This window comes from Cupriavidus sp. L7L, assembly GCF_004353535.1.
Classification (GTDB): Bacteria; Pseudomonadota; Gammaproteobacteria; order Burkholderiales; family Burkholderiaceae; genus Cupriavidus; species Cupriavidus oxalaticus_A.
Map to the genome: position 1 here is coordinate 363,393 of NZ_SMNY01000024.1, position 25,612 is coordinate 389,004.

Here is a 25,612-nt window from a genome sequence, read left to right on the forward strand (position 1 = left end):
GACGCGGCGCGTCAGCCGGCAAACCTGGCGCGCAGCTTGTGCTTCTCCACCTTGCCCGACGGCGTGCGCGGCAACGCGTCGACAAAGCGCACATGGCGCGGCACCTTGTAGCCGGCAAGCTGCGCCTTGCAATGGGCGATGACCTGCTCCGCATCGAGCGAGGCGCCAGCGCGCAGCACCACCAGCGCCATGCCCGTCTCGCCCCAGCGTGCGTCCGGCGCGCCGATCACGGCGGCCTCGGCCACGCCCGGCAGCTGGAACAGTACATTTTCGACTTCGGCGGGATAGACGTTCTCGCCGCCGGAGATGTACATGTCCTTGGCGCGATCGACGATGTAGTAGTCGCCGTCCTCGTCGCGCCAGGCGATGTCGCCGGAATGCAGCCAGCCGTCGCGGATCGCATTGGCAGTCGCTTCCGGCAGGTTCCAGTAGCCGGGCGTGACCCCCGGCCCCTTGATCAGCAGCTCGCCCCGCTCGCCGGGCGGGACATCATTGCCCACGGGGTCGATGATGCGCGTCAGCATCGATCCCACCGGCTTGCCGATGGTGCCGATCTTGCGGCGCGCGGTGTCTTCGTCGCAGACAAAGACCGTGGGCCCGGTTTCGGTCATGCCGAAGCCGAAGCAGATGGTCACGCCCTTGGCCAGGTAGGCTTCCAGCAGCGGCCGCGGCACCGGCGAGCCGCCCGCCGACATGTTGCGCACGCCGGAGAAGTCCGCTTGCGCAAAGCCGGCATGCTGGCTCAGGAACAGGTACACCGCCGGCACCGCGAAGAACATGGTGATGCCCTCGCCCGATTTGCGGTCGAGCCGGTCCAGCACGACCTGCGGCTCGAACTGCCGCATGATGTGCACCGTGCCGCCGGCATGCAGCACCGGGTTGGCATACAGGTTCAGGCCGCCGGTATGAAAGAACGGCAGCACGTTCAGGAACACGTCGTCGCGCGTGATCTTGTTGGCCAGCATGGCGTTGACGGCGTTGAAGAACACCATGCCATAGGTCTGGATCACGCCCTTGGGCTTGCCGGTGGTGCCGGAGGTGTACAGCAGGTGCCATACCTCGGACTCGTCGCGGCACGGCATCTCGATGATGCGCCCCGAGGCCGCGTCGAGCACGGCTTCGTACTCGGTCCAGCCACCGGGTACATCGGCCGCCTCGTCGTCGGCAAGATGCAGCACCGCGCGCAGCGGCAAGGTGCGCGCCAGTTCGGCGGCCACGGCCAGGAAGCCATCGCCGGCGACCAACACCTCGGGCGTGCAGTCCTGCAGGATCGGCAGCAATTCCGCCGCGGGCAGGCGCCAGTTCAGGCACACCATCACCATGCCGGCCTTGGCGCAGCCGTACAGCATCTCGAAATAGTCGGAGCTGTTGTGCGCCAGCACGGCGACGCGCGTGCCTGGCGCCAGCTGCAGGCCTTCGGCCAGGTATTCGGCGAAGCGGCTGGCGCGCTCGTCGAACTGGCGATAGGTCACCCGGCGGCCGCTTTCCACGTCCACCAGCGCGATCTTGTCGGGGGTGTGCTGCGCGTTCTTGTGCAGCCAGTCGATTACGTACATTGCGCGGGCCTCCGCTCAGGTTGCCACGTCCTGCACGGCCCGATTGCCGCGCAGCCGCCCCACCACGCCCTGCGGGAAGTAGTAGACGCTCAGGATAAACAGCAGGCCGAGCCACAGCAGCCAGCGGTCCGGATGCAGCAGCGACGACAGCAGCGGCAGCGCCGTGGTGGCGTCGCTCGCCAGCTTCATCACGTCCTGCAGGTAGGTCTGCGCCACCAGGAACAGCACCGTGCCGATCACCGCGCCATAGATCGTGCCCATGCCGCCGATCACCACGATCAGCAGGATGTCGACCATGATCTCGAATGACAGCGAGGTGTCAGGACCGTTATAGCGCAGCCAAACCGCCATCAGCACCCCGGCCAGCGTGGCGAACATCGCAGACAAGACCGTCGACACCGTGCGGTAGACCACAGTGCGGTAGCCGATGGCCTCGGCACGGAAGTCATTCTCGCGGATCGCCTGCAGCACGCGGCCGAACGGCGAATTGACGACGCGCAGCAGCGCCAGGAACAGCACCAGCGCGCCGGCAAACACCAGGTAGTAGCTCAGCAGCTTGCCGGTCAGCGGCACGCCCAGCAGCTCGGCGTCGCCGAGCGAGAAGCCCGGGCGCAGCACCTCGGGCACCTTGAAGGTCAGCCCGTCCTCGCCGCCGGTCCATTCCGACAACTGCGACACCAGCGTGGCGAAGGCGGTCGCCACCGCCAGCGTGATCATCGCGAAGAAGATCGCACGCACGCGCAGCGAGAACAGGCCGATCAGGAAAGCCAGCAGCGCCGAGACCGCCAGCGCGCCCGCGGCGCCCACGGCGAGTGCGCCCCAGCCCGGCTCCATGCGCGACATCGCGATGGCCACGCCATAGCCGCCGATGCCGAAGAACATGGTGTGCGCAAACGAGACGATGCCGGTGTAGCCCAGCAGCAGGTCATAGCTGGCCACCAGCACCACGAAGATGCAGATCTTGGCCGCCATGTTCAGTGCGCGCGCGCCGGGAAAGGCGAACGGCGCGCAGGCCAGCGCCAGCAGGATCAGCAGCAGGATCACGGTGAGCACGCGGCTGCGCGGCAGGTCGCCGGAGAGAAGTCGGATCATGGTCGTGTCGCTCCGTTCAGCGCCGTGCCACCGGGCACAGTCCTTGCGGGCGCCACAGCAGGATCAGCATCATCAGCAGGATGTTGGAGAACAGCGCAACCTTCGGGTACAGGAAACCGGTGTAGTTGGCCATCAGGCCGACCAGCAGCGCGCCGACAAAGCAGCCCGTGGTCGAACCCAGCCCGCCGATGATGATGACGATGAAGATCAGCACGTTCACCTGCGCGCCGATCGCCGCGGTGATGTTCTGCTGGTACAGCCCCCACAGCACGCCGCCCAGCCCGGCGAGCCCAGCGCCGACCACGAACACGCCGATAAACAGCCGGCGGATGCGATAGCCGAGCGCCTCGACCATCTCGCGGTTCTCCACGCCCGCGCGGATCAGCAGGCCGATGCGGGTGCGGTTGAGCAGCAGCACCATCGCGATAAAGATCACCAGCCCGAGGGCCATCGCGATCAGCCGGTATTTCTCGATCGCGGCATCGCCCAGCAGCACCGCGCCGCGGAAGGTGGTGGGCACCTGCAGCGCAATGGTTTCCGGGCCCCAGATCGCCTTGATCAGCTGCTCGGCGACAATCATGCCGCCCATGGTGATCAGGATCTGCTTCAGGTGCTGGCCATAGACGGGGCGCACCACCACGCGCTCGAAGAACAGCCCGACCGCGCCGGCGGCGACCATGGCCGCGGCAATCGCCAGCGCGAAGACCGCCAGGTTCTGCACGAGGCTGTCCGCCTCCACCCAGCCTGCCATCGGCAGCAGCACCGATGCCGCCACGTAGGCGCCCAGCGCGATGAAGGCGCCGTGGCCGAAATTGAGCACGTCCATCAGGCCGAAGACCAGCGTGAGGCCGGAGGACACCACGAAGATGATCATCCCCATCGCCAGGCCGGCGATGGTCAGCGTGAGCCAGGTCGAAGGGCTGCCGACCAGCGGGAAGGCTAGCAGCATCAGCAGCGGCGCCAGGGCCAGCGGGGTCCAGTCGAGCCGGACCTTGGGCAGGGCTGCCGGCGGTGCGGTAGGTAAGGTCGTTGAAGTTGTCATGGGTCTCCATCCTGCGGCGGGCGTATCGGCCGCACGTTGTTTTCTCCCCTCTCCCGCACGCGGGGAGCAAACCATCAGTCCTGCACGGCGCTACTGGTGTGCCGCCAGCGACAGCCCCAGCAATTGCTGCTGCAGCCCGTCATCCCCCGCCAGCGCCGCCATCGTTCCCGCATGCACGGTGCGTCCGTCATCCATCACTGCCACCGTATCCCCCACCGACTTTGCCATGTTGAAGTTCTGCTCCACCAGCAGGATCGACACTTCGGTCTGCTTGAGCTCGCGGAAGACATGGATCATGTTCTGGATGATCGCGGGTGCCAGCCCCTTGGTGGGCTCGTCGACGATCAGCAGCTTGCGCGGCTCGATGATCGCGCGCGCCACCGACAGCATCTGTTTCTGCCCGCCCGACAGCACGCCGGCACGCTGGTGCCAGAAGGTCTTCAGTGCCGGGAACATGCGAAAGACCCAGTCCAGCCGCCGCTCGTCGATGGCCCCGCTGCGCGCGGCAAGGCGCATGTTCTCGGCCACGGTGAGGTCGGAAAACACGCTCATGTTCTCCGGCACGTAGGCAATGCCTGCCTGCGCGATCGACGGCGTGCTGTGGCGCGTGATGTCCGTGCCGTCGAAGCTCACCGTGCCGGCGCTTGCCTGCCACAAACCCATGATGGTGCGCAGCGTGGTGGTCTTGCCGGCGCCGTTGCGCCCCAGCAGCATGGTCACGCCGCCGCGCGGCACGTCGAAGCTGACGCCGTGCAGGATGTGGTACGGGCCGATATGGGTCTGCACCCCCTGCAGCCGCAGGATCGGCGTGGCGTGTTGCGCGTCAGCCATGGTTGCCGCCCTCCTTCTCTTCCTCCGCCATGCCCAGGTAAGCCTGCTGCACTACCGGCGATGCGATCACCTCGGCGGGGTCGCCGTCGGCCACCAGCGTGCCGTTGTGCAGCACGATGATGCGATCCGCCAGCGAGCGCACCACATCCATCTTGTGCTCGACCAGCAGCACCGTCTTGCTGCGGTCCTGGCGGATCTCGCGGATCAGGTCCAGGATCACCGGCACTTCGTCCACGCTCATCCCCGCGGTGGGTTCGTCGAACATGAACACGCGCGGCTGCAGCGCCAGCAGGATGCCGACTTCCAGCTTGCGCTGGTCGCCATGCGGCAGCGACGCCACCGCCAGGTGCTGCTTGCCCGCCAGCGCGACCCGCTCCAGGATCGCCAGCGCCTGCGCGCGTATGTCGCGGTGACTGGTCCACATCGAGATCAGGTCGATGCCGCGCTGCTGCCGCGCCTGCACCGCCAGCCGCACGTTCTCCAGCACGGACAGCTGCGGGAACAGGCTGGTCAGCTGGAAGGCCCGGCCGATGCCGCGCCGGGTCTTCTGCGACACCGGCAGGCGCGTCACGTCCTCGCCGTCGAGCAGGATCTGCCCGGCGGAGGGCGGCAACTGCCCCGAGACCAGGTTGAAGTACGTGGTCTTGCCGGCGCCGTTCGGGCCGACGATGCAGGTCAGCTCGCCCGGCCGGAATGCGCACGACACCGCATTGACCGCGACATGGCCGCCGAAGCGGATGGTCAGGTCGCGCGTCTCGAGCAACGGCCGGGCGCCGGCCGCCGCGGCCGTGCCGCGCTGCGCAGCGGGCGACTGCGACGCCGGCAGGCCGGCAGAGCGGGCGGAGGAGGCCGAGGGGGCGGAGGGGGCTGGCGCGTTCATCAGCGTTGGTTGCGCACGGGCACGTTCATCTCTTCGGGCTTGATCTCGCGCACGAGCTCGGGCACGCCCCAGGCAAAGGCCGGGTCCACCTTGATCTTGAAGTGGTACATCGACTGCATCGCCTGGTGGTCTTCCTTGCGGAAGGTCATCTTGCCCTTGGGGGTCTCGAAAGACATGCCTTCCATCGCCATGATCAGCTTGTCGGTGCCGGTGTCTCCGTTGGTCTTCTTCAGCGCCTCGACCAGCGCGATGCCAGCGGTCATGCCGCCGGCGGTGAAGAAATCGGGCGGTGCCTTGAACTTGCTGTAGTGGTTCGACACCAGCCACTCGTTGGCCTTGTTCTTCGGGATGCCGAAGTAGTAGTACGTGGCCCCTTCCATGCCGGGGAAGTTCTTGTAGCTGGTCATCGCCGGGAGGATATTGCCGCCGGTGGCGATCTCGATGCCGTAGCGCTTGGGATCGAGGTCCGCGATCTTGAACGGATTGCCGGCGCCGGCCCAGATGATGAAGATCACCTTGCGGCCAGGCTTGTCCTTGAGCGAATCGAACAAGCGCTGCGCACCGGCAGTGAAGTCCGTGGTGTTGGTGGGCAGGTATTCCTCATGGACGATCTTCGCGTTCTTGAGCGCGCCCTTGAACGCTTTCACGCCGTCGCGGCCGAAGGCATAGTCCTGCGCCAGCGTGGCGATGGTCACGCCCGGCTTGTCCAGCGCCACGGCATTGGAGATCGCGTCCTGCGACGAATTGCGGCCGGTGCGGAAGATATAGCGGTTCCATTTGTCGCCGGTGATCGAATCGGCGACGGCGGGCTCGACCAGCAGCACCTTCTTGTATTCCTCCGCCACCGACAGCATCGCCAGCGCGGTGCCGGACGACGTCGGGCCGACGGCGATATCGGCGCGGTCGTCGCTGTAGGCGGCGGCAAGCTGCGCCTTGGCCACGTCAGGCTTGCCCTGCGTATCCTTTTCGATCACCACCAGCTTGTTGCCGTTGACGGTCATGGTGCCGTTGGTGGCGTATTCCAGGCCCATCAGCAGGCCGGTCTGGGTCTGCTTGGCATACGCTTCCAGCGCGCCGGTCTTGTCGTAGACGTGGGCGATGCGGATATCCTTGGCCAGCGCGGCGCCGGTGGCAAGAAGGCCGGCGGCCATGACCAGGGCGCGTACGGCGAGGGGGTTGCTTTGCATGGCTGTCTCCTGTGTTCGGGTTCTTTTGCGTTAGAAGGGCTGGAACCTGCTGCAACTGCGGGAATTTCTACTGCCCGGCTACTCTCGCGTGCGCCCGGCAAGGAAGCGGCGCATGCCGTCCGCGGTCTCCGCGCTGGAGATCTGCGCGACGAAGGCGGCGCGCTCGCGTTCCAGGCCCGCTGCCAGCGCGTCGGCGTCCCAGCGCAGCAGCGCGCGGGTATGCGCCACGCTGCCGGGCAACTTGTCCGCCACGCCGCGCGCCAGCGCGATTGCATCGGCCTCTGCCGCACCGGGTGCGGACAGCGCAGAGGCCAGGCCATGCATGACGGCATCCGGCGCCGCCACGACCGTGTTGTTCAGTTGCCAGGCGCGCGCCCGTGCCGGACCGGCCAGCTGCGGCAGCATCGCCGTCCAGCCGCCGTCCGGGCTGAAGCCCACCACCGTGTAGAACGGCGCGATGCGCGCATCCTGCGCCAGTACGGCCATGTCGCAGGCCAGCGCCAGCCCGAGCGAGCCGCCGGTCAGCCAGCCTTCGACGGCCGCCACCACCGGGCAACGCAGTGCCGTGAGGCGCAGGATCGAACGGTTCAGCAGCGCGAGCAACTCGCTGGCGTAGGCGGCAATGCCATCGCCTTGCGCCGCAAAGGCCGCCACGTCGCCGCCAGTCGAGAAATTGCGCCCTGCATGCGTCAGCACCACGGCACGGACCGACGTGTCGGCTTCGACCTCGTCCAGTGCGGCCAGCAAGGCTTCCAGCAACGCCGGCACGAGGCTGTTGTGCCGCTGCGGCCGGTTGAGGCGCAGCAGGGCCACGCCGTCCCGGCGTTCGAGCAAGACCAGCGGATCTGCGGCCGTGGTCATCGCGGCTGCAGGCCGTGGGCGATCAGGCCGAAGGCGGTATCGACCACCTTCTCCATGGAGGCCGGACGCTTCCAGCGCGCATAGCGCATGCCGAGGAAGTTGCTGATGCCGATCAGGCACCACGCGCGCACCTCGGCATCGCCGGGGACGATTTCGCCCTGCTCTTCGGCGCGCTCCAGCCGCCGGCTGTAGAGCTCGGCAAAGACCTGGAAATAGCTGCTGTAGATGGTTTCGTCCACCGAGTACGAGTCCAGCACAATGCGGTACAGGTTCTTGTGGCGCGAAACGAAGGAGAGAAAGGCCTTCAGGCCCAGCCGCTCGGCTTCCATCTGGCTGGCGGCGTTGGCCACGTGCTTGCGCAGGTGGGTGCGCACCAGCTCCAGCATGTGGCCGACCAGCGCTCGGAAAATATCTTCCTTGTCCTTGAAGTACAGGTAGAAGGTGCCCATGGCGACCTTGGCTTCCTGCGTGATCTCGGAGATCGACGCGGCGTAGTAGCCCTTCTCGCCGAACACTTTTTCGGCGGCGCGCAGCAACGCTGCACGGGTCTTCTGCCCGCGCGCGGTCTTGGGCGGGCACATGCCGCCGGCGTGGGCCATGTCGGTGGCTTCGCCGACTTCGCCAGTCTCGGTCTGGGACATCTTGTCTCCGGTGGCGCTGCGCGCCTTGTCATGGGAATGCCAGCCGCTTCGGGTCATGCCGCAGGCACCTCCTCCTACTCCTCCTCGCCCCTGCCGCCACCCCGGAAACCGATATGCAGGCAAAACCTGATATCTGATTCATGTTTCATCGTATAAATTGACCGGCGTGGATGTCAATAGAGGCGCACCCTGCCCTCGCTTGCATCGCCCCCCACCTACCGCCTGGAGAGACACGTCGTTGGACGCTCCCGATTCGGCTTGTGACAGCGCCGCCGCCCCGCCCTTTTCCACACATCCGGCGCATGGCGCCTTGCCGGGCTGGCGCGAAGCCGGCGCCGGCCGGCCGCTGCTGCTGCTGCACGGCTGGTCCGTCACCGGCGAAGCCTTCGACGGCCAGCGCGCGCTGGCGCGGGCGGGATTCAGGGTGATTGCGCCCGACCATGCCGGCCACGGGCTGTCGCGGCACGGCACCGGCACCACCATCGCGGCGCTGGCGCGCGATGCCGCGGCGCTGGTCGGCCATCTCGGGCTGGACGATGTGGTCGTGGCGGGCTGGTCGATGGGCGCGATGGTGGCATGGACGCTGCTGCGTGACCATCCGGGTTGTCCACTGGCGGCAGTTGGCAGCATCGACATGACGCCCCGGCTGGTCACCGACCCGCAATGGCCGCACGGACTCCACGGCCATTACGACATGACCCAGGCCAGGCAGATGGCGGCGCGCATCCGCGCCGACTGGCCGCGGCTGGCGCCTTCGGTGGCATTGGGACTGTGGGCGGCAGGACGGCGCCCCGACGGCGCGGCGATGCAGCGCATTGCGCGGATGGCGCAGAGCTGCGAGGCCGCCACGCTGGCCGCGCTATGGGAAGACATGGCAAGGCAGGACTTCCGCGACACGCTGCGCACGGCGCGCCTGCCGCTGTTCCACCTGTATGGCGAGGCCAGCCGGCTGTATGCCCCGGCAGTAGGCATCGCCACCCACGGCTTGCGGCCCGACGCGGGCCTCACCGTGATCGCCGGCGCCGGCCACAGTCCGCACATGGAGCAGCCGCAGGTATTCAATGCCGCGCTGCGCGCGCTGGTGGCTCAGGCCAGCACGCGGTAAGTCCAGAGTCCCAGCGCGGTCAGCAACAGCGAGCCGCCCAGGTGCAGCAGCAGGTGCATCGCTGCCCAGCCGTAGTCGCCGGCGAGCAGGTTGGCAAGCACCTCGCTGGAAAAGGTCGAGAACGTGGTCAGGCCGCCAAGGAAACCGGTGATGGCCAGCAGGCGCCATTCCGGCGGCAGGCCGGCATGGGTATCGAAAAAACCGACGGCAAGCCCGATCAGGTAGCCGCCCAGCAGGTTGGCGGCCAGCGTGCCGTACGGCAGCGCGGGGTTGAGCGCATTCCACAGCACCGAGAAACCCCAGCGCAGCCATGCCCCCGCCGCGGCGCCGACGCCGACGGCGACAAACCCCAACGGGCCCATCAGGGCTTGCCCTCGCTGCCCTCTCCACCCTCTCCGCTGGCGTTGAGCGACTGGATACCCCAGCGCTTCAGCGCGTCCTCATCGGTCACGCGTGCATCGACCCAGCGCGCGCCTTCCGGCGTTTCTTCCTTCTTCCAGAACGGCGCTTCGGACTTGAGGTAGTCCATGATGAATTCGCAAGCCGCGAACGCATTGCCGCGATGCTTCGATGCGACCGCGACCAGCACAATCTGGTCCAGCGGCAGCAGCGGGCCGACGCGATGGATGACGGTGACGCCCAGCAGTTCCCAGCGCGCGCACGCCGCCGCCTCGATCTGCGCCAGCGCCTTCTCGGTCATGCCCGGGTAGTGCTCCAGCTCCATCGCGCTGATGGCGCTGCCCTCGCTGACATCGCGCACGGTGCCGATAAAGCTGGCCACGGCGCCGACCTGCGGGTTGCCGGCGCGCAGTGCCGCCACCTCGGCGCCCAGGTCGAAATCCTCGCGCTGAACCCTGACGCTCATCTCAGCCTCCGGTAACGGGCGGGAAGAAGGCAACCTCGCAGCCATCGGTGATCGCCGTGTCGGGGCGCGCCACCGCGTGGTCGACGGCCATGCGCAGCGCGCGGCCTTCGGCCAGGGTCTCGGCCCAGGCGCCGCCGCGCTGGCGCAGCCACTGGCGCAGCTCGCCCACGGTGCGGACCTCGGCCGGCACCTCGGCGCGCTCCTCGGCCACGCCGAGTTGTTCGCGCACGCTGGCGAAGAATCGTAGTTCGATGGTCATGACTGCCTCTGTGTACATGCTGGTAATGCGGGCCGGCTATGCGAGCAGGCCGTCAAACGGAATGAATTGCACGGTATCGCCGCGCGCGATGGCCTGGTTGGGAGGGTTGTCGATCAGCCCGTCGCCCCATACCGTGGACGTGAGCACGCCGGAACTCTGGTTGGGAAACAGGTCCAGCCCGCCTTCGGTATTGATGCGCGCGCGCAGGAACTCGTTGCGGCGGTCGCCCTTGTTCAGTTCGAAATCGGCGCGCAGCGGCAGGCGGCGCGGCGCCACGTCGGCAACGCCCTGCAGGCGCAGGATGAACGGCCGCACGAACAGCAGGAAGGTAACGAAGCTCGACACCGGGTTGCCCGGCAGGCCCAGGAAAAACGCCCGGTCGGGCCCTGCGCTGTTGACCTGGCCGAACGCCAGCGGCTTGCCCGGCTTGATTGCGATCTGCCACATGTCGAGGCGACCTTCCGCCTCGACCGCGGGCTTGATATGGTCTTCCTCGCCGACCGACACGCCACCCGACGTGATGATCAGGTCGTGCCCCTGCGCCGCGCGGCGCAGCGTCTCGCGCGTGGCCGCCAGCGTATCGGGCACGATGCCGAAGTCGCTGACCTCGCAGCCCAGGTTTTCCAGCAGGCCGCGCAGCGTGAAGCGATTCGAGTTGTAGATCGCGCCCGGCTTGAGCGGCTCGCCCGGCATCGCCAGTTCGTCGCCGGTGAAAAACACCGCGACGCGCACGCGGCGCACCACGTCCAGCTTCGCCTGCCCGACCGACGCGGCCAGGCCCAGCGCCTGCGGCGTCAGCCGCGTGCCCGCGGGCAGGATCACGCTGCCGGCCTCGATGTCCTCGCCTGCGCGCCGGATCCATTCACCGGATTGCGGCACGTGGTTGACGATCACGTCCTCGCCCTCCGCCGTGCATTGCTCCTGCATCACGACGGCGTCGGCGCCTGGCGGAATCAGGCCGCCGGTAAAGATGCGCGCGGCGGTGCCCGGCTGCAGTTCGGTGCCGACATGCCCCGCCGGAATCCGCTGCGACACGCGCAGCCGCGTGCCCGCTGCCGGGACATCGGCGGCGCGCATGGCGTAGCCATCCATCGAGGTGTTGTCCGCCGGCGGCACGCGCAGCGTGCTGGTCACGGGCGCGGCCAGCACGCGGCCATTGGCGTCAAGCGTGTCGACCTGCTCTACCTGCGCCAGCGGGCGCGCGGCGGACAGCAGCGCATCGAGCGCCTGGGCCATGGTCAGCATCGGGGGACGGGAAGGTGCTGCGGCTTGGGTCATGGTGCGATGTGCAGGAAGGGTTGGCCCATGCGGGTTGGCCAAAAAGAAACGGCCCGCGCATCGCCTCCGCCATGACAGCAGGAAGCAATCCGGGGGCCGGGGATCGGGCCCGCAGCCTGATTGTAGCGAGTTGGCGCGGACACGGCACGCCGCGGTGCCGCAGCGTGCCCTTGGCGCCAGCGTGCTTACAGGCCGGTGTGGCCGGCGATATAGGCCTTGACCCTGGCGGCGTCGGCCGGCATCACTTCAAAGCGCTGCGGCAGGCTCTCGATGCCCTCGAACCTGGCCGGACGCTCCGGCTCGTGGCCGAGCGCCTCGCGGATGGTGTCGGCGAACTTGGCCGGCAGCGCCGTCTCCAGCACCACCATCGGCACGCCGGCGCTGAGATGCTCGCGCGCCACCTTGACGCCATCGGCGGTGTGGGTATCGATGGTGATGCCATAGCGCGACGACAGGTCGCGGATGGTCGCCAGCCGGTCCTCATGCGTGCTGCGGCCCGAGACAAAGCCGAATGCGCGGATGCGGTCGAATTCCGGCGTGCCCGCCAGGTCGAAGCCGCCCTTCTCATCCACGTCGCGGAACAGCGCAGCCAGCTTGCCGGCGTCCTGGCCCAGCAGGTCGAACACGAAGCGCTCGAAGTTCGAGGCCTTGGAGATATCCATGCTAGGGCTGGAGGTGTGATACGTCTCGGCCGACTTGCGCACGCGGTAGGCGCCGGTGCGGAAGAACTCGTCGAGCACGTCGTTCTCGTTGGTGGCGACCACCAGCCTGTCGATCGGCAGCCCCATCATGCGCGCGATATGGCCGGCGCAGACATTGCCGAAGTTGCCCGACGGCACGCAGAACGAGACCTTCTGGCCCGGGCCGTCGGTCGCCAGCAGCCAGCCCTTGAAGTAGTAAACCACCTGGGCCACCACGCGCGCCCAGTTGATCGAATTGACCGTGCCGATCTTCTGGCGGGCCTTGAATTCGTGGTCGTTGGAGACGGCCTTGACGATGTCCTGCGCGTCGTCGAACACGCCTTCAATGGCGATGTTGAAGATATTCGGGTCCTGCAGGCTGAACATCTGCGCGGTCTGGAACGCGCTCATCTTGCGGTGCGGGCTCAGCATGAACACACGGATGCCGCGCTTGCCGCGCATCGCGTATTCGGCGGCGCTGCCGGTGTCGCCGGAGGTCGCGCCCAGGATGTTCAGCTCCTGGCCGGCACGGGCGAGCGCGTACTCGAACAGGTTGCCGAGCAACTGCATCGCCATGTCCTTGAAGGCCAGCGTCGGGCCGTTGGACAGGCCCAGCAGTTGCAGCTTCGTACCGCCTTCTTCGCCCAGCGTGCGCAGCGGCGTGATGTCGGCGGTGTTATCGCCCTCGCGCGCGTTGCAGTACACCTCGGCGGTATAGGTCTTGCGCGTCAGCGCGCGCAGGTCCTCGGCAGGAATGTCGTCGCAGAACTTGCGCAGGACCTCGTAGGCCAGGTCGGCATACGGCAGCTTGCGCCAGGCCTCCAGCTCGTCGGCCGTGACTTGCGGATACTGCTTGGGCAGGTACAGGCCGCCATCGGGGGCCAGGCCGCCGAGCAGGATCTCGGAGAACGATTGCGGCATGTCATGGCCGCGGGTCGACTGGTATTTCATGTGGCTCTGCTGTGGCTATGCGGTGGCTGCGCTTAGTTCAGTTCTTCCATGCGCAGGCGCGTCACGTCGGACAGCACGGTCGACAGCGCCTCGATCTTGGCGATGGCGGCGTTGACGTGCTTCTCGCGCGTGATGTGCGTGAGGATGATGATGTCGGTCTGCGGCTCGCCTTCGCGCGATTCCTTCTGCAGCATGGCGTCGATCGAGATGCCGCCCTCGGCCAGGATGCGGGTGATCTCGGCCAGCACGCCGGTCTCGTCGGCCACGCGCATGCGCAGGTAGTACGAGCTGTTGATCTCTTCGATCGGCAGCACCGGCACGCTCGACAGCTCGTCCGGCTGGAACGCCAGGTGCGGCACGCGGTGGTTCGGGTCGGCGGTGTGCAGGCGGGTCACGTCGACCAGGTCGGCGATCACGGCCGAGGCGGTCGGCTCGGCGCCGGCACCCTTGCCGTAGTACAGCGTGGCGCCCACGGCGTCGCCCTGCACCAGCACGGCGTTCATCGCGCCTTCGACGTTGGCGATCAGGCGCGCGGCCGGCACCAGCGTCGGATGCACGCGCAGCTCCACGCCGTCTTCGCGGCGGCGCGTGATGCCCAGCAGCTTGATACGGTAGCCCAGTTCCTCGGCGTACTTGATGTCGGTGGCGGACAGCTTGGTGATGCCCTCCACGTGCGCCTTGTCGAATTGCACCGGCATGCCGAAGGCGATCGCGCTCATCAGCGTGACCTTGTGCGCGGCATCGACGCCCTCGATATCGAAGGTCGGGTCGGCCTCGGCATAGCCCAGCTGTTGCGCTTCCTTCAGGACCACGTCGAAATCCAGGCCCTTGTCGCGCATCTCGGACAGGATGAAGTTGGTGGTGCCGTTGATGATGCCGGCGATCCACTGGATGCGGTTGGCGGTCAGGCCTTCGCGCAGCGCCTTGATGATGGGGATGCCACCGGCGACCGCGGCTTCGAAGGCCACGATCACGCCCTTCTTGCGCGCGGCTTCGAAGATCTCGTTGCCATGCACGGCCAGCAGCGCCTTGTTGGCGGTGACCACGTGCTTGCCGTTCTCGATGGCCTTGAGCACCAGTTCGCGCGCAATGCCGTAGCCGCCGATCAGCTCGATGACGATGTCGATGTCGGGGCGCGTCACCACCTGGTGCGCGTCGCTGACGATCTCCACTTCCCCGTTGGTCAGTTCGCGCGCGCGTTCGGTGTTGAGATCGGCCACCACGGCAATCTCGATGCCGCGGCCGGCGCGGCGACGAATTTCTTCCTGGTTGCGCTTGAGCACGTTGAACGTGCCGCTACCGACGGTACCGATGCCGAGCAGGCCAACTTTGATGGGGTTCATGGACAATCTTCTGAGTTGCTAAGGATGGGTTGCGGCGCAGCCCGCGAAATCAGGCCGCTGCCTTGCCGTGGCGTTTCCGGTACGCCTCGAGGAAGCGCGCGATACGGCCGATGGCCTCGCGCAGGTCTTCCTCATGCGGCAGGAACACGATGCGGAAATGGTCGGGCTTGGCCCAGTTGAAGCCGGAGCCCTGCACCAGCAGCACCTTGGACTCCTGCAGCAGTTCGTAGATGAACTCCTGGTCGTCCTGCACCGGGTACATCGACAGGTCCAGCTTCGGGAACAGGTACAGCGCCGCCTTGGGCTTGACGCAGGTCACGCCCGGGATCGCGGTGATCAGTTCATAGGCCAGGTCGCGCTGGCGGCGCAGGCGCCCGCCTTCCGCGACCAGGTCGTTGATGCTCTGGTAGCCGCCCAGCGCGGTCTGGATCGCCCACTGGCCCGGCACGTTGGCGCACAGGCGCATCGACGACAGCATGTTCAGGCCTTCGATGTAGTCGATGGCCGGGCGCTTGTCGCCCGACACCACCATCCAGCCCGCGCGGTAGCCGCACGAGCGGTAGTTCTTGGACAGGCCGTTGAAGGTCACCGTCAGCACGTCGGTCGACAGCGAGGCAATCGAGGTGTGGGTGACGCCGTCGTACAGGACCTTGTCGTAGATCTCGTCGGCGAAGATGATCAGGCCATGCTCGCGCGCGATGGCGACGATCTCGAGCAGCAGCTCATCCGAATACAGCGCCCCGGTGGGGTTGTTCGGGTTGATGATGACGATGGCCTTGGTATGCGGCGTGATGCGGGCGCGGATATCGGCCGGATCGGGCATCCACTCGTTGGCCTCGTCGCAGATATAGTGCACCGGCGTGCCGCCGGACAGGCTGACCGCGGCGGTCCACAGCGGGTAGTCCGGCGCCGGCACCAGCACTTCGTCGCCGGTGTTGAGCAGCGCGTTGACCGCCATCACGATCAGCTCGGAGGCGCCGTTGCCGACATAAATATCGTCCAGGCCAACGCCTTCGATATTTTTTTGCTGGGTATAGTGCATGATCGCCTTGCGTGCAGCGAAAATGCCCTTGGAATCAGAATAACCTGCCGAATTCGGCAGATTTCGCATCATGTCCTGCTGAATCTCTTCCGGCGCGTCAAAACCGAATACGGCGAGGTTGCCAATATTCAGCTTGATGATCTTGTGCCCTTCTTCCTCCATCTGCTTGGCCTTTTCCAGCACCGGACCGCGGATGTCGTAGCAAACGTTATTGAGTTTGTTGGATTTCTGGATGGGTTTCACGGCGATGTCGGGCAAGCTGTCGGGCAGGCATAGTGTGCCGCGTCGGCGGCACCGGGCAGAAAACCTGGCTAAATCTGGAAGAACGCGGAGGCGCCGTCCGCTGCCATGCAACGCGCGCGTGGCACAGGCGTGGCAAACAGGGAGGCAAAAGCTATAATTTATCGGATTATGACAGACTTCGGCAGGGATTCTTGCATTGCAGCGTACGCCACCGGCGCGTACGGCAAGCGAACGCGGGCCATGGCCCGGCCCTGCGCCTGTCCTGCCCGTCACACCACGACCGCCCGCGCTGCCGGCCTTCCGCCCCACGGGCCGGCCATGCAATCCGCGGCGGCCGCCGCAGAGGCCTCCAAGTGAAACTCCACGCCGACCAGCCCCAGTCGCTGAATACCGTCACGGCCTATGGGCCGGACTATATCGAGATCAACCTCGTCCGCCACACCACCTCGATCCTGGTCATGCCCGAGGGCGAAATCCGGCCCTGGCCGGTGAACCGCTTCGAAGAACTCGAGCCGGCTCATTTCGAACAGCTGGCCGAACTCAATCCCGAAGTGGTGCTGCTTGGCACCGGCTCGCGCCTGCGCTTCCCGCACCCGCGCCTGACCGCATCGCTCTCGCGCCGCCATGTGGGCGTCGACGCGATGGACATGCAGGCCGCCTGCCGCACCTACAACATCCTGATGGCCGAGGGCCGCAAGGTGGCTGCGGTGCTGCTGATCGAGCCGGCCGCCGGCGCTGCCTGAGGTCGAAGCGGGATCGCGTGGTGCGCCCACGCCAAAGTTGAGCCCACGCCACGCTTGAAGTCCGGGTGCGCGCCCCAATCTGCTCCCGCTAAGGTGGCAGCCCCCCCTTCCCGAATCTCCCTGCCCCTTGCCCAGGAGCCACAAGAATGACGATCAGTCTCAACAAGGCCGTACCCGACTTCAGCGCGCCGATGACCGGCGACGCCACCTTCCGCCTTGCCGACTTCCGCGGCAAGACGGTGGTGCTGTACTTCTACCCGAAGGACAACACGCCGGGTTGCACCACGGAGGCCATGAACTTCCGCGACCAGTACGAGGATTTCACCAAGGCCGGCGTGCAGGTGTTCGGCATCTCGCGCGACAGCATCCGTTCGCACGAGAACTTCAAGGCCAAGCTCGAGCTGCCGTTCGAACTGATCTCCGATGCCGACGAAGCGGTGTGCGCACTGTTCGATGTCATCAAGATGAAAAAGCTTTATGGCAAGGAGTATCGCGGCATCGAGCGCAGCACCTTTGTCATCGACGGCAAGGGCATCCTGCGGCACGAGCTGCGCGGCATCAAGGTGCCGAACCATGTCGACGAAATTTTGGAACTGGTGCGCGCCATCTGAGGTCCTGCGTGTTTTGCGTGGCTGCGACACCGCGTACAGCCGGCGCCGCAAAGGGTTGCCAAACCCAATTGCCAAACCCGGGACCTTCGGATACATTGGCCCGTAATGAGTTCAGATTCCGGATGCCACGCTGATTCGACTTCCCGGCCCAGGCGGTTCGCGCCACAGGCCGGTCGCGGACCTGCCGTGTCGCCGGTCCGCAAAGAAGCCGCCAACCCTGTTATGCAGGCATGGCGGCTTTTTTGTTTGCGCTCACGCCTGTCCGCGCCGGGTGCCTCGCGCATGCATGCCCCGGCCCATGACCACGACGCAGTCGCGCGTCGCGGCACGGACGCCTTAGCCCCTCTCTCGTCCCCCTGAAAGGAAAGCCAAGCATGCCGCTGCCTACCATGCCCGCCAAGCCTGCCCAATTGCTGGACCCGAGCGAATTCGCTCCGGTCTCCGCGGTGCCCAAGGCCAAGTCCGCCACACAGTTGAAGAAACCTGTGCCGGCACTCGAGCGCGTGGCATTGCTGGAAACCGGCGAGGCCAGGGCGCCTGCCGTGAAGGCGCGCGCCGCCGGTGGTACCCGCGCCCGCAGCACCGAGACCCCGGCCGGGCCCGCGCCCACGGCCAGCGCGCCGCCGGTCAGCCTGGTCAAGCCCGTGGCCGGCACCTCGCGCCGCGCGCGCAAGGCCGAAGGCCCGAGCAAGCTGTTCGTGCTCGACACCAACGTGCTGATGCACGACCCGAGCTCGCTCTTCCGCTTCGAGGAACACGACATCTATCTGCCGATGATGACGCTCGAAGAACTGGACAACCACAAGAAGGGCATGAGCGAAGTCGCGCGCAACGCGCGCATGGTCAGCCGCACGCTCGATTCGCTGGTGGGCGGCACCGACGGCGTACTCGACGAGGGCCTGCCGCTGGAGAAGCTCGGCAACCGCGACGCGCAGGGCAAGCTGTTCTTCCAGACGCGGCTGAACGACATCAAGCTGCCCGAGGGCCTGCCGCAGGGCAAGGCCGACAACCAGATCCTGGGCGTGGTCAGCGCGCTGCAGCAGCAATACCCCGAGCGCCAGGTCGTGCTGGTGTCCAAAGACATCAACATGCGCATCAAGGCGCGCGCACTGGGGCTGCCGGCGGAGGACTACTACAACGACCAGGTCCTGGAAGACAAGGACCTGCTCTACGCCGGCGTCATGCAGTTGCCCGGCGACTTCTGGGCCAAGCACGGCAAGGGCGTGGAAAGCTGGCAGGATCCCAAGTCCGGCGCGATGTTCTATCGCCTGACCGGACCGCTGGTGCCTTCCTTCCTGGTCAACCAGTTCGTCTACCTGGAACCGGTCGACGGCAGCCTGCCGCTGTACGCGCAGGTCAAGGAAATCAACGGCAAGACCGCACTGCTGCAGACGCTCAAGGATTACACGCACCACAAGAACAATGTGTGGAGCGTGACCGCGCGCAATCGCGAGCAGAACTTCGCGCTCAACCTGCTGATGAATCCCGACATCGACTTCGTCACGCTGCTGGGCCAGGCCGGTACCGGCAAGACGCTGCTGGCGCTGGCGGCAGGCCTGGAGCAGGTGCTCGACCAGAAGCTCTACAACGAGATCATCGTCACCCGCGCCACCGTGCCGGTCGGCGAGGACATCGGCTTCCTGCCCGGCACCGAGGAAGAGAAGATGCAGCCGTGGATGGGCGCGTTCGACGACAACCTTGAAGTGCTGCAGAAGAGCGACGACAGCGCCGGCGACTGGGGCCGCGCCGCCACGCAGGAGCTGATCCGCTCGCGCATCAAGGTCAAGAGCATGAACTTCATGCGCGGCCGCACCTTCGTCAACAAGTTCGTCATCATCGACGAGGCACAGAACCTGACGCCCAAGCAGATGAAGACGCTGGTGACGCGCGCGGGCCCCGGCACCAAGATCATCTGCCTGGGCAATATCGCGCAGATCGACACGCCATACCTGACCGAAGGTTCGTCCGGCCTGACCTACGTGGTGGACCGCTTCAAGGGCTGGAGCCACAGCGGGCATATCACGCTGGCGCGCGGCGAGCGCTCGCGACTGGCCGACCACGCCGGCGACGTGCTCTGACGCGGGCGGCAGCCGGGGCGCCTGCCTTGCGGGCGGGCGCCCCGGCCCGCTGTCGTGAACGGCAAGCACAATGCGGCTATGATGTCCGCACATCCGCTTGTTGTCCCGCACCCCCAACCGGAGGCGTCGATGAACCAACAGCATCTCCGCCTGGCCGCGCTGATTGGCGCTGCCATGGTCCTGGCCGGCCCGCTTCAGGCGCGCGCAGCGGCTGACGACCTGGTGATCCGCACCATGGGTCCGGTCAGCTATGTCTGCGGCGGTGTCGCCGAAGACGAGCGCGATGCGCTGGCCGCGCGCGAGAAGGATTTCAATATCGGCATCCTGTTCACGCAAGGCGCCGCGGGCGAGTTCCTGTCCGACGTCGCGGTCAAGCTGGTACGCGACGAACAGGAGGTCGCAACCTTCCGCGCCGCCGGCCCCCGCTGCCTGATACGTGCGCCGGAAGGCAGCTACAATATCGAAGCCAGTTACAAGGGCCAGGCCAAGTCGATCAAGGTCAGCACCGGTACGCGCAACGCCCAGCTACGCTGGTAGCGTCAAGGCTTCCGGTGCGCCGGCAGGCTGGCGACCGGAATCCAGCGATGCCATTGCCCCGTACCCCTAGCTCTTCCAGTCCTCCCGCACTGCCAGGCCCGCTTGCCCGGGCCGGCATGCCGCTGCTCTGCGCCGCCGCACTGCTGCTGGCAGCGTGCGCCAGCTCCCCACCCTCTCGCCATGGCAGCTTGCCGCGTACGCCCGGCAAGCCCATGATCGATCCCAGCGCCGGGCTCGAGGAGATCTCGATCCAGGCGATGTCGCTGGTCGGCACGCCCTACCGCTACGGCGGCAACACGCCGGATGCCGGCTTTGACTGCAGCGGCTTGGTACGCTATGTGGTATCCCGTGCCGCCAGCGTGGACCTGCCGCGCACCACCGAAGCCATGGGCACCCGCGGTACCACGCTCGACCGCAGCGAAGTCGCCTCCGGCGACCTGGTGTTCTTCAACACCACCGGACGCGCCAACTCGCATGTCGGCATCTACGTCGGCCAGAACCGCTTTGTCCATGCGCCATCGTCCGGCGGCACCGTGCGGCTGGAAGACATGGGCAAGCCATACTGGGCCTCGCGCTACAACGGCGCGCGGCGCGTGGTTTCCGGCGCGATCAACCTGCCGCCGCCTGCTATACCGGCCCCTGCACCAGCGCCGCCGGTACCGGAACCGGCCCCGCTGCCCGACGACGACGATCCCATCGCCGCCTTCGCCAACCGCTGAGCGCCTGGCACGCGGGCAAACAAAAAGCCAGGCAGCTGCCTGGCTTTTTGCATGACCGTCCAACCCTGCGTTACAGGATATGGCGCCCGATCCACCATGCGATCGCCGCCATGAAGGCCGATGCCGGGATCGTCAGCACCCAGGCCCACACGATATTGCCGGCCACACCCCAGCGCACCGCGGACATCTTCTGCGCCGAACCGACGCCGACGATGGCCCCTGTGATCGTATGCGTGGTCGATACCGGCACGCCCAGCGCCGAGGCAAAGAACAGCGTCAGCGCTCCCCCGGTCTCGGCACAGAAGCCGCCCACCGGCTTGAGCTTGGTGATCTTCTGCCCCATGGTTCGCACGATGCGCCAGCCGCCGAACAGCGTGCCCATGCCGATGGCCACATAGCAGCTCACGATCACCCATGTCGGGGGTTGGCCGCCAGCCATCACGTGGCCACTGGCGATCAGCAGCATCCAGATGATGCCGATGGTCTTCTGCGCATCATTGCCGCCATGGCCCAGGCTGTACAGCGAGGCCGACACCAGCTGCAGCCGGCGGAACCAGCGGTCTACACGCGACGGCGGGGTGCGGAAGAAGGTCCAGCCCACCATCACCATCATGATCGAGCCAAGCACGAAACCCAGGAACGGCGAGATCAGGATAAAGGCCACCGTCTTCAGCAGACCGCTGCCAACCAGCGCACCGGTGCCGGCCTTGGCCACCGCCGCGCCGACCAGCCCGCCGATCAGTGCGTGCGACGACGACGACGGGATGCCGTAGTACCAGGTAATGACGTTCCAGGCGATCGCCCCGACCAGGGCGCCGAAGATGACGTAGTGGTCGACGATCCCGACATCGATGGTGCCGGTGCCGACGGTGGCCGCCACCTTCAGGTGAAAGACGAAGATGGCGACGACGTTGCACATCGCCGCCATAGCGACCGCATGGTGCGGCTTGAGCACGCCGGTGGACACCACCGTGGCGATCGAGTTGGCCGCGTCATGGAAGCCGTTCATGAAGTCGAACAGCAGCGCGAGCGCCACCAGCAGGGCAATCACCCACAGGCTCATTTGAATGGTCTGCATGCCGATTGCCGCCTCAGGCGTTTTCCAGGACGATGCCTTCGATGATGTTGGCGACGTCCTCGCACTTGTCGGTGATCGTCTCGAGCTGTTCGTAGATGGCCTTCAGCTTGATCAGGCGCTTCACGTCGGTCTCGTCGCGGAACAGCTTCGACATCGCCGAGCGCATCACGCGGTCGGCCTCGGACTCGAGCTGGTCGATCTGCTGGGCGGTCTTCAGGATGGTGCTGGCATTCCCCATGTCCTCGAGCAGGCCCACCGCGATCTTGACCTGGTCGCAGCACTGCACGCAGATTGCGGCCAGGCGCAGCGCCTCTTCGGTCAGGTTGGTCACGTCGTACAGCGAGATGGTCTCGGCCACGTCTTCCATCAGGTCCAGGATATCGTCCATGGTCGTGATGAGCTTGTGGATCTCGTCGCGGTCCAGCGGCGTGATGAAGGTCTTGTGCAGCAGGTCGATGGTGTCGTGCGTGATCCGGTCGGCCTTCTTCTCGGTGGCCTGGACGCGGCGGGCATGGGCCTCGGCGTTGGGCAGGTCGTTGACCAGGGCCTGGAGCTCGTGGGCGGCGGTCACCGCGCAGTCGGCGTGCTGGTTGAAATATTCGAAGAACTTGCCCTCGGTGGGCATGAATCGGCCGAACATGGAATGTTCCTTAAGGCGGCGCGTGTAGCGCTGCTGATGTGTTGCAGATGGATTGAACGCGAAGCACGACAGCCGCCGGGTCGGCGGCTGTCATCAAAGCGCAATATTTTACAGGGTTACGCGGACATTGCCCGCCGATTTGGCACAAACGAGACGGCCAGCGGCGCGATCTCTGCAGGCGGCTTGACTTCGTCAGGTGTCGTTGTCGAAGAACGCCGGGCCGCCAGTGAAGTTATCGAACTTGGTGAACTGGCCCAGGAAGGTCAGCCGCACCGTGCCGATCGGGCCGTTACGCTGCTTGCCGATAATGATTTCGGCGGTGCCCTTGTCCTGCGAATCGGGGTTGTAGACCTCGTCGCGGTAGATGAACAGGATCACGTCGGCATCCTGTTCGATAGCGCCGGATTCACGCAGGTCGGACATCACCGGACGCTTGTTGGGACGCTGTTCCAGGCTTCGGTTCAGCTGCGACAGCGCGATCACCGGGCAGTTGAGTTCCTTGGCCAAGCCCTTCAGAGAACGGGAAATCTCTGAAATTTCCGTCGCGCGGTTCTCACCGCCGCCGGAGCCCGACATCAGCTGCAGGTAGTCGATGATGATCAGGCCGAGCTGCCCGCACTGGCGCGCCAGCCGGCGCGAGCGCGCGCGCAGTTCCATCGGGTTCAGCGCGGGAGTTTCGTCGATGAACAGCTGCGCATCGTTCATGCGCTGGATGGCATGCGTCAGGCGTGGCCAGTCTTCATCCAGCAGGCGGCCGGTACGCAGCCGGTGCTGGTCCAGCCGCCCGACCGAGCCGAGCATACGCATGGCCAGCTGCGTGCCGGCCATTTCCATCGAGAACACTGCCACCGGCAGGCCCTGCTCCACCGCCACATGCTCGCCGATGTTCAGCGAGAACGCGGTCTTACCCATCGACGGGCGGCCGGCGACGATGATCAGGTCGCCGCCCTGCATGCCGCTGGTCATCCGGTCCAGGTCCACGAAGCCCGTGGGCACGCCGGTCACGTCGCTGGTGCTGTCGCGATGGTAAAGCTCGTCGATGCGCTCCACCACCTGCGTCAGCAGCGGCTGGATTTCCTGGAAGCCGGCCTGGCCGCGCGCGCCTTCCTCGGCGATCGCAAAGACCTTGGATTCAGCTTCGTCCAGCAGCTCGCGGACTTCCCGCCCCTTGGGCGCGAAGGCGGCCGAGGCGATATCGTCGGCCACCGTAACCAGCTTGCGCAGCACCGCACGCTCGCGCACGATTTCCGCATAGCGGCGGATATTGGCCGCGCTGGGCGTGTTCTGTGCCAGCGAATTCAGGTACGCCAGCCCGCCAACTTCCTCGGCCTTGCCCGCAACCTGCAGCATTTCATAGACCGTGATCACGTCGGCCGGCTTGGTGGCCGAGATCAACCGGGCGATGCTCTGGAAGATCATCCGGTGGTCGAAGCGGTAGAAATCCGCCTCCGAAAGGAAGTCCGCAATGCGGTCCCAGGCGGCATTGTCCAGCAGCAGGCCACCGAGCACCGACTGCTCGGCTTCGATGGAATGCGGCGGGACCTTGAGGTTGTCGAGTTGGGGGTCGGCGACGGGCGCGTTCATGGGGAGGGATTATAACGGCGGGACGCTGGCAGGAGGACGCACTACACCGGACATTTGCCGGACGTGCGTCCAACATCTGCCGGCCAGCGCCAGCGGGCAACAAAAAAGGCAGGAGCCAGGGCTCCTGCCTTTTCTGCTTGCAGTGCTTCGGGCGGCGCCGCGCAGCGGCACCGCTGCAGCGGGTCTTAGACCTGCTCGCCCAGCACCGACACGGTCACGTCGACCACGACGTCGGTGTGCAGCACGACGCTGATCGGGTGGTCGCCCACCATCTTCAGCGGGCCGTTCGGCAGGCGAACCTGAGCCTTCTCGACCTTGAAGCCTTGGCCTTCCAGGGCCACGGCGATGTCGGCGTTGGTGACCGAGCCGAACAGACGGCCGTCCACACCCGACTTCTGGCTGATCTGGACGGTCAGGCCGTTCAGCTTCTCGCCTTCGGCTTGCGCCGCGACCAGCTTCTCGGCGGCGGCCTTTTCCAGCTCGGCGCGCTTGACTTCGAATTCGGCGATCGCGGTTTGCGTGGCGCGGCGCGCCTTCTTCGACGGGATCAGGAAGTTACGAGCGTAACCGTCCTTCACCTTGACGATGTCACCCAGGTTGCCCAGGTTGATGACTTTTTCCAGCAGAATGACTTGCATCGTGTTTTCTCCGTTACGGACCTAGGGCCTATCAGTTCTTGTGCAGGTCGGTGTACGGCAGCAGCGCGAGGAAACGCGCACGCTTGATCGCCGTATCCAGCTGACGCTGATAGTGGGCCTTGGTACCGGTCAGGCGGGCCGGCGTGATCTTGCCGTTGTCGCCGATGAAGTCCTTCAGGGTGTCCAGATCCTTGTAGTCGATCTGTTCCACGCCAGCCACGGTGAAGCGGCAGAAGCGCTTGCGCTTGAACAGCGGGTTCTGTTGCTGGAAGCGCTTCTTGTTCTTGTTGTCACGTTTGACGAATGCCATGATTCAATCCTTTACGAATGCTTTACATCCGGTGATGTGAAAGACGAGAGCCTTGCTGTTGCGGTGCTTGCGGGCGAGGAATCCTTCGCAGTCGAGCAGCGTGCCGAGCGGTAACCGCTCAAGCCGCTGACCCACCGGCCCGATCCCCATTGCCGCGATGGCAAACTCAACCTGCCGAGGCGTTTCCGCCTCGACCGTCTCGCCGCTGTACTGCAGGATGCAGTTCACGACGGGCACTCCGGCCGGGGTATAGCGCAGGGCATCGCGTTCCGCCAAAGTGGCGGCAAGCCGAAGCTGGTTCAACGCGGGGCCTCTTGCCGTTTGCCATCCGTGCCGCCAGGGCCGACATGGTCAGCCTGGGCGCGCACCGCAGTCCGCACTCAGGCGGCCTGGCCTTCGGTGGTCGTTTGCGCGGCCTTGCGGGCTTCTTCGCGCTGCACTTCCTTCATCATCGGCGAAGGAGCGGTTTCAGCCTTCTTGGTCTGCACGATCAGGTGGCGCAGCACGGCGTCGTTGAACTTGAAGGCGTGTTCCAGTTCAGCCAGCGTGTCCTTGCCGCATTCGATGTTCAGGCAAACGTAGTGAGCCTTGGCCAGCTTCTGGATCATGTAGGCCATCTGGCGACGGCCCCAGTCTTCCACGCGGTGAACGTTGCCGTTCTGCGAGGTCACGAGCTGCTTGTAGCGCTCGATCATGGCCGGCACTTGCTCGCTCTGGTCCGGGTGGACGATGAAGACGATTTCGTAATGACGCATTGACGCTCCTTTTGGGATTAGCCACCCGGGCGTCACGAGTCCGGTGTGGCAAGGTTGAATAGC

At 66.1% G+C, this 25,612-nt stretch carries 28 protein-coding genes; 6 read left to right on the forward strand and 22 right to left on the reverse strand.

The genetic code is table 11. The features are described from left to right. Positions 1-11: 11 nt before the first annotated feature. The 8 genes from E1J61_RS23830 to E1J61_RS23865 form a co-directional block, all read right to left on the reverse strand. Complete coding sequence (locus E1J61_RS23830) at positions 12-1,556, reverse strand: long-chain fatty acid--CoA ligase (protein ID WP_133096445.1); 1,545 nt, start codon at positions 1,554-1,556, stop codon at positions 12-14. Between the two features lie 15 nt (positions 1,557-1,571). After that, positions 1,572-2,648, reverse strand: a complete 1,077-nt coding sequence (locus tag E1J61_RS23835; RefSeq protein ID WP_133096446.1) for a branched-chain amino acid ABC transporter permease — start codon at positions 2,646-2,648, stop codon at positions 1,572-1,574. A 16-nt stretch (positions 2,649-2,664) separates the two neighbouring features. Further along, complete coding sequence (locus E1J61_RS23840) at positions 2,665-3,690, reverse strand: branched-chain amino acid ABC transporter permease (protein ID WP_133096447.1); 1,026 nt, start codon at positions 3,688-3,690, stop codon at positions 2,665-2,667. A 90-nt stretch (positions 3,691-3,780) separates the two neighbouring features. Continuing rightward, complete coding sequence (locus E1J61_RS23845) at positions 3,781-4,521, reverse strand: ABC transporter ATP-binding protein (RefSeq protein ID WP_133096448.1); 741 nt, start codon at positions 4,519-4,521, stop codon at positions 3,781-3,783. Then, positions 4,514-5,284, reverse strand: a complete 771-nt coding sequence (locus E1J61_RS23850; protein ID WP_133096562.1) for an ABC transporter ATP-binding protein — start codon at positions 5,282-5,284, stop codon at positions 4,514-4,516. The genes E1J61_RS23845 and E1J61_RS23850 overlap by 8 nt, the downstream gene beginning before the upstream one ends. Positions 5,285-5,400: 116 nt before the next feature. After that, a complete protein-coding gene (locus E1J61_RS23855; RefSeq protein WP_133096449.1) occupies positions 5,401-6,588 on the reverse strand; it encodes a substrate-binding domain-containing protein in 1,188 nt (395 codons plus the stop codon). Positions 6,589-6,666: 78 nt separating this feature from the next. Continuing rightward, positions 6,667-7,449: an enoyl-CoA hydratase/isomerase family protein gene (locus E1J61_RS23860; protein ID WP_133096450.1), complete on the reverse strand. Its 783-nt coding sequence runs from the start codon at positions 7,447-7,449 to the stop codon at positions 6,667-6,669. Further along, entirely contained in the window at positions 7,446-8,090 is a 645-nt protein-coding gene (locus E1J61_RS23865) for a TetR/AcrR family transcriptional regulator (RefSeq protein WP_133096451.1), read from the reverse strand. Before E1J61_RS23865 ends, E1J61_RS23860 begins: the two co-directional genes overlap by 4 nt. A 238-nt stretch (positions 8,091-8,328) precedes the next feature. Here E1J61_RS23865 and E1J61_RS23870 point away from each other — a divergent pair, with 238 nt between their 5' ends. Then, positions 8,329-9,195, forward strand: a complete 867-nt coding sequence (locus E1J61_RS23870) for an alpha/beta fold hydrolase (protein ID WP_133096452.1) — start codon at positions 8,329-8,331, stop codon at positions 9,193-9,195. Here the strand turns inward: E1J61_RS23870 and crcB are convergent. The 7 genes from crcB to E1J61_RS23905 all read right to left on the reverse strand — a co-directional run bounded on the left by crcB (position 9,177) and on the right by E1J61_RS23905 (position 15,856). After that, a complete protein-coding gene (crcB, locus tag E1J61_RS23875) occupies positions 9,177-9,557 on the reverse strand; it encodes a fluoride efflux transporter CrcB (RefSeq protein WP_133096453.1) in 381 nt (126 codons plus the stop codon). The genes E1J61_RS23870 and crcB overlap by 19 nt on opposite strands. Further along, complete coding sequence (moaE, locus tag E1J61_RS23880) at positions 9,557-10,060, reverse strand: molybdopterin synthase catalytic subunit MoaE (protein ID WP_133096454.1); 504 nt, start codon at positions 10,058-10,060, stop codon at positions 9,557-9,559. The genes crcB and moaE overlap by 1 nt, the downstream gene beginning before the upstream one ends. 1 nt (position 10,061) lies before the next feature. Then, positions 10,062-10,319: a molybdopterin converting factor subunit 1 gene (moaD, locus tag E1J61_RS23885; RefSeq protein ID WP_029048714.1), complete on the reverse strand. Its 258-nt coding sequence runs from the start codon at positions 10,317-10,319 to the stop codon at positions 10,062-10,064. Positions 10,320-10,355: 36 nt separating this feature from the next. Then, positions 10,356-11,597, reverse strand: coding sequence for a gephyrin-like molybdotransferase Glp (gene glp, locus E1J61_RS23890; protein WP_133096455.1), 1,242 nt, complete (start codon positions 11,595-11,597; stop codon positions 10,356-10,358). Between the two features lie 185 nt (positions 11,598-11,782). Continuing rightward, entirely contained in the window at positions 11,783-13,228 is a 1,446-nt protein-coding gene (gene thrC, locus E1J61_RS23895) for a threonine synthase (protein ID WP_133096456.1), read from the reverse strand. Positions 13,229-13,260: 32 nt separating this feature from the next. Continuing rightward, entirely contained in the window at positions 13,261-14,571 is a 1,311-nt protein-coding gene (locus E1J61_RS23900; RefSeq protein WP_133096457.1) for a homoserine dehydrogenase, read from the reverse strand. A 49-nt stretch (positions 14,572-14,620) separates the two neighbouring features. Then, complete coding sequence (locus E1J61_RS23905) at positions 14,621-15,856, reverse strand: pyridoxal phosphate-dependent aminotransferase (RefSeq protein ID WP_133096458.1); 1,236 nt, start codon at positions 15,854-15,856, stop codon at positions 14,621-14,623. Between the two features lie 353 nt (positions 15,857-16,209). Between E1J61_RS23905 and E1J61_RS23910 the strand changes: the two genes are divergently transcribed. The 5 genes from E1J61_RS23910 to E1J61_RS23930 all read left to right on the forward strand — a co-directional run bounded on the left by E1J61_RS23910 (position 16,210) and on the right by E1J61_RS23930 (position 20,544). Beyond that, positions 16,210-16,599 carry an Mth938-like domain-containing protein gene (locus E1J61_RS23910; protein WP_133096459.1) on the forward strand — a complete coding sequence of 130 codons (390 nt, stop codon included), beginning with the start codon at positions 16,210-16,212 and terminating at the stop codon, positions 16,597-16,599. 146 nt (positions 16,600-16,745) lie between these two features. Beyond that, complete coding sequence (locus E1J61_RS23915) at positions 16,746-17,210, forward strand: peroxiredoxin (RefSeq protein WP_133096460.1); 465 nt, start codon at positions 16,746-16,748, stop codon at positions 17,208-17,210. Positions 17,211-17,584: 374 nt separating this feature from the next. After that, positions 17,585-19,288: a PhoH family protein gene (locus E1J61_RS23920; protein WP_133096461.1), complete on the forward strand. Its 1,704-nt coding sequence runs from the start codon at positions 17,585-17,587 to the stop codon at positions 19,286-19,288. Positions 19,289-19,417: 129 nt separating this feature from the next. Beyond that, positions 19,418-19,825 (forward strand): hypothetical protein, encoded by a 408-nt coding sequence (locus tag E1J61_RS23925; protein WP_133096462.1) that lies wholly within the window; start codon positions 19,418-19,420, stop codon positions 19,823-19,825. Between the two features lie 47 nt (positions 19,826-19,872). Continuing rightward, a complete protein-coding gene (locus E1J61_RS23930) occupies positions 19,873-20,544 on the forward strand; it encodes a C40 family peptidase (protein ID WP_133096463.1) in 672 nt (223 codons plus the stop codon). 70 nt (positions 20,545-20,614) lie between these two features. On the opposite strand, the gene E1J61_RS23935 is transcribed toward E1J61_RS23930, so the two are convergent. The 7 genes from E1J61_RS23935 to rpsF form a co-directional block, all read right to left on the reverse strand. Continuing rightward, on the reverse strand, positions 20,615-21,622 hold the full coding sequence (locus E1J61_RS23935) for an inorganic phosphate transporter (protein ID WP_133096464.1): 1,008 nt from the start codon (positions 21,620-21,622) through the stop codon (positions 20,615-20,617). A 13-nt stretch (positions 21,623-21,635) separates the two neighbouring features. Beyond that, complete coding sequence (locus tag E1J61_RS23940; protein ID WP_029048703.1) at positions 21,636-22,262, reverse strand: DUF47 domain-containing protein; 627 nt, start codon at positions 22,260-22,262, stop codon at positions 21,636-21,638. A 192-nt stretch (positions 22,263-22,454) separates the two neighbouring features. Continuing rightward, positions 22,455-23,846 carry a replicative DNA helicase gene (locus E1J61_RS23945; RefSeq protein ID WP_063238032.1) on the reverse strand — a complete coding sequence of 464 codons (1,392 nt, stop codon included), beginning with the start codon at positions 23,844-23,846 and terminating at the stop codon, positions 22,455-22,457. A gap of 185 nt (positions 23,847-24,031) precedes the next feature. Beyond that, the gene (gene rplI / locus E1J61_RS23950; RefSeq protein WP_133096465.1) at positions 24,032-24,484 is read right to left on the reverse strand and encodes a 50S ribosomal protein L9; all 453 of its coding nucleotides are present in this window, start codon (positions 24,482-24,484) and stop codon (positions 24,032-24,034) included. A gap of 31 nt (positions 24,485-24,515) precedes the next feature. Continuing rightward, complete coding sequence (gene rpsR, locus E1J61_RS23955; RefSeq protein WP_006575387.1) at positions 24,516-24,794, reverse strand: 30S ribosomal protein S18; 279 nt, start codon at positions 24,792-24,794, stop codon at positions 24,516-24,518. 3 nt (positions 24,795-24,797) lie between these two features. Then, positions 24,798-25,097, reverse strand: coding sequence for a primosomal replication protein N (priB, locus tag E1J61_RS23960; RefSeq protein WP_133096466.1), 300 nt, complete (start codon positions 25,095-25,097; stop codon positions 24,798-24,800). 77 nt (positions 25,098-25,174) lie between these two features. Then, on the reverse strand, positions 25,175-25,549 hold the full coding sequence (rpsF, locus tag E1J61_RS23965) for a 30S ribosomal protein S6 (protein ID WP_029048699.1): 375 nt from the start codon (positions 25,547-25,549) through the stop codon (positions 25,175-25,177). Between the last annotated feature and the right edge of the window lie 63 nt (positions 25,550-25,612).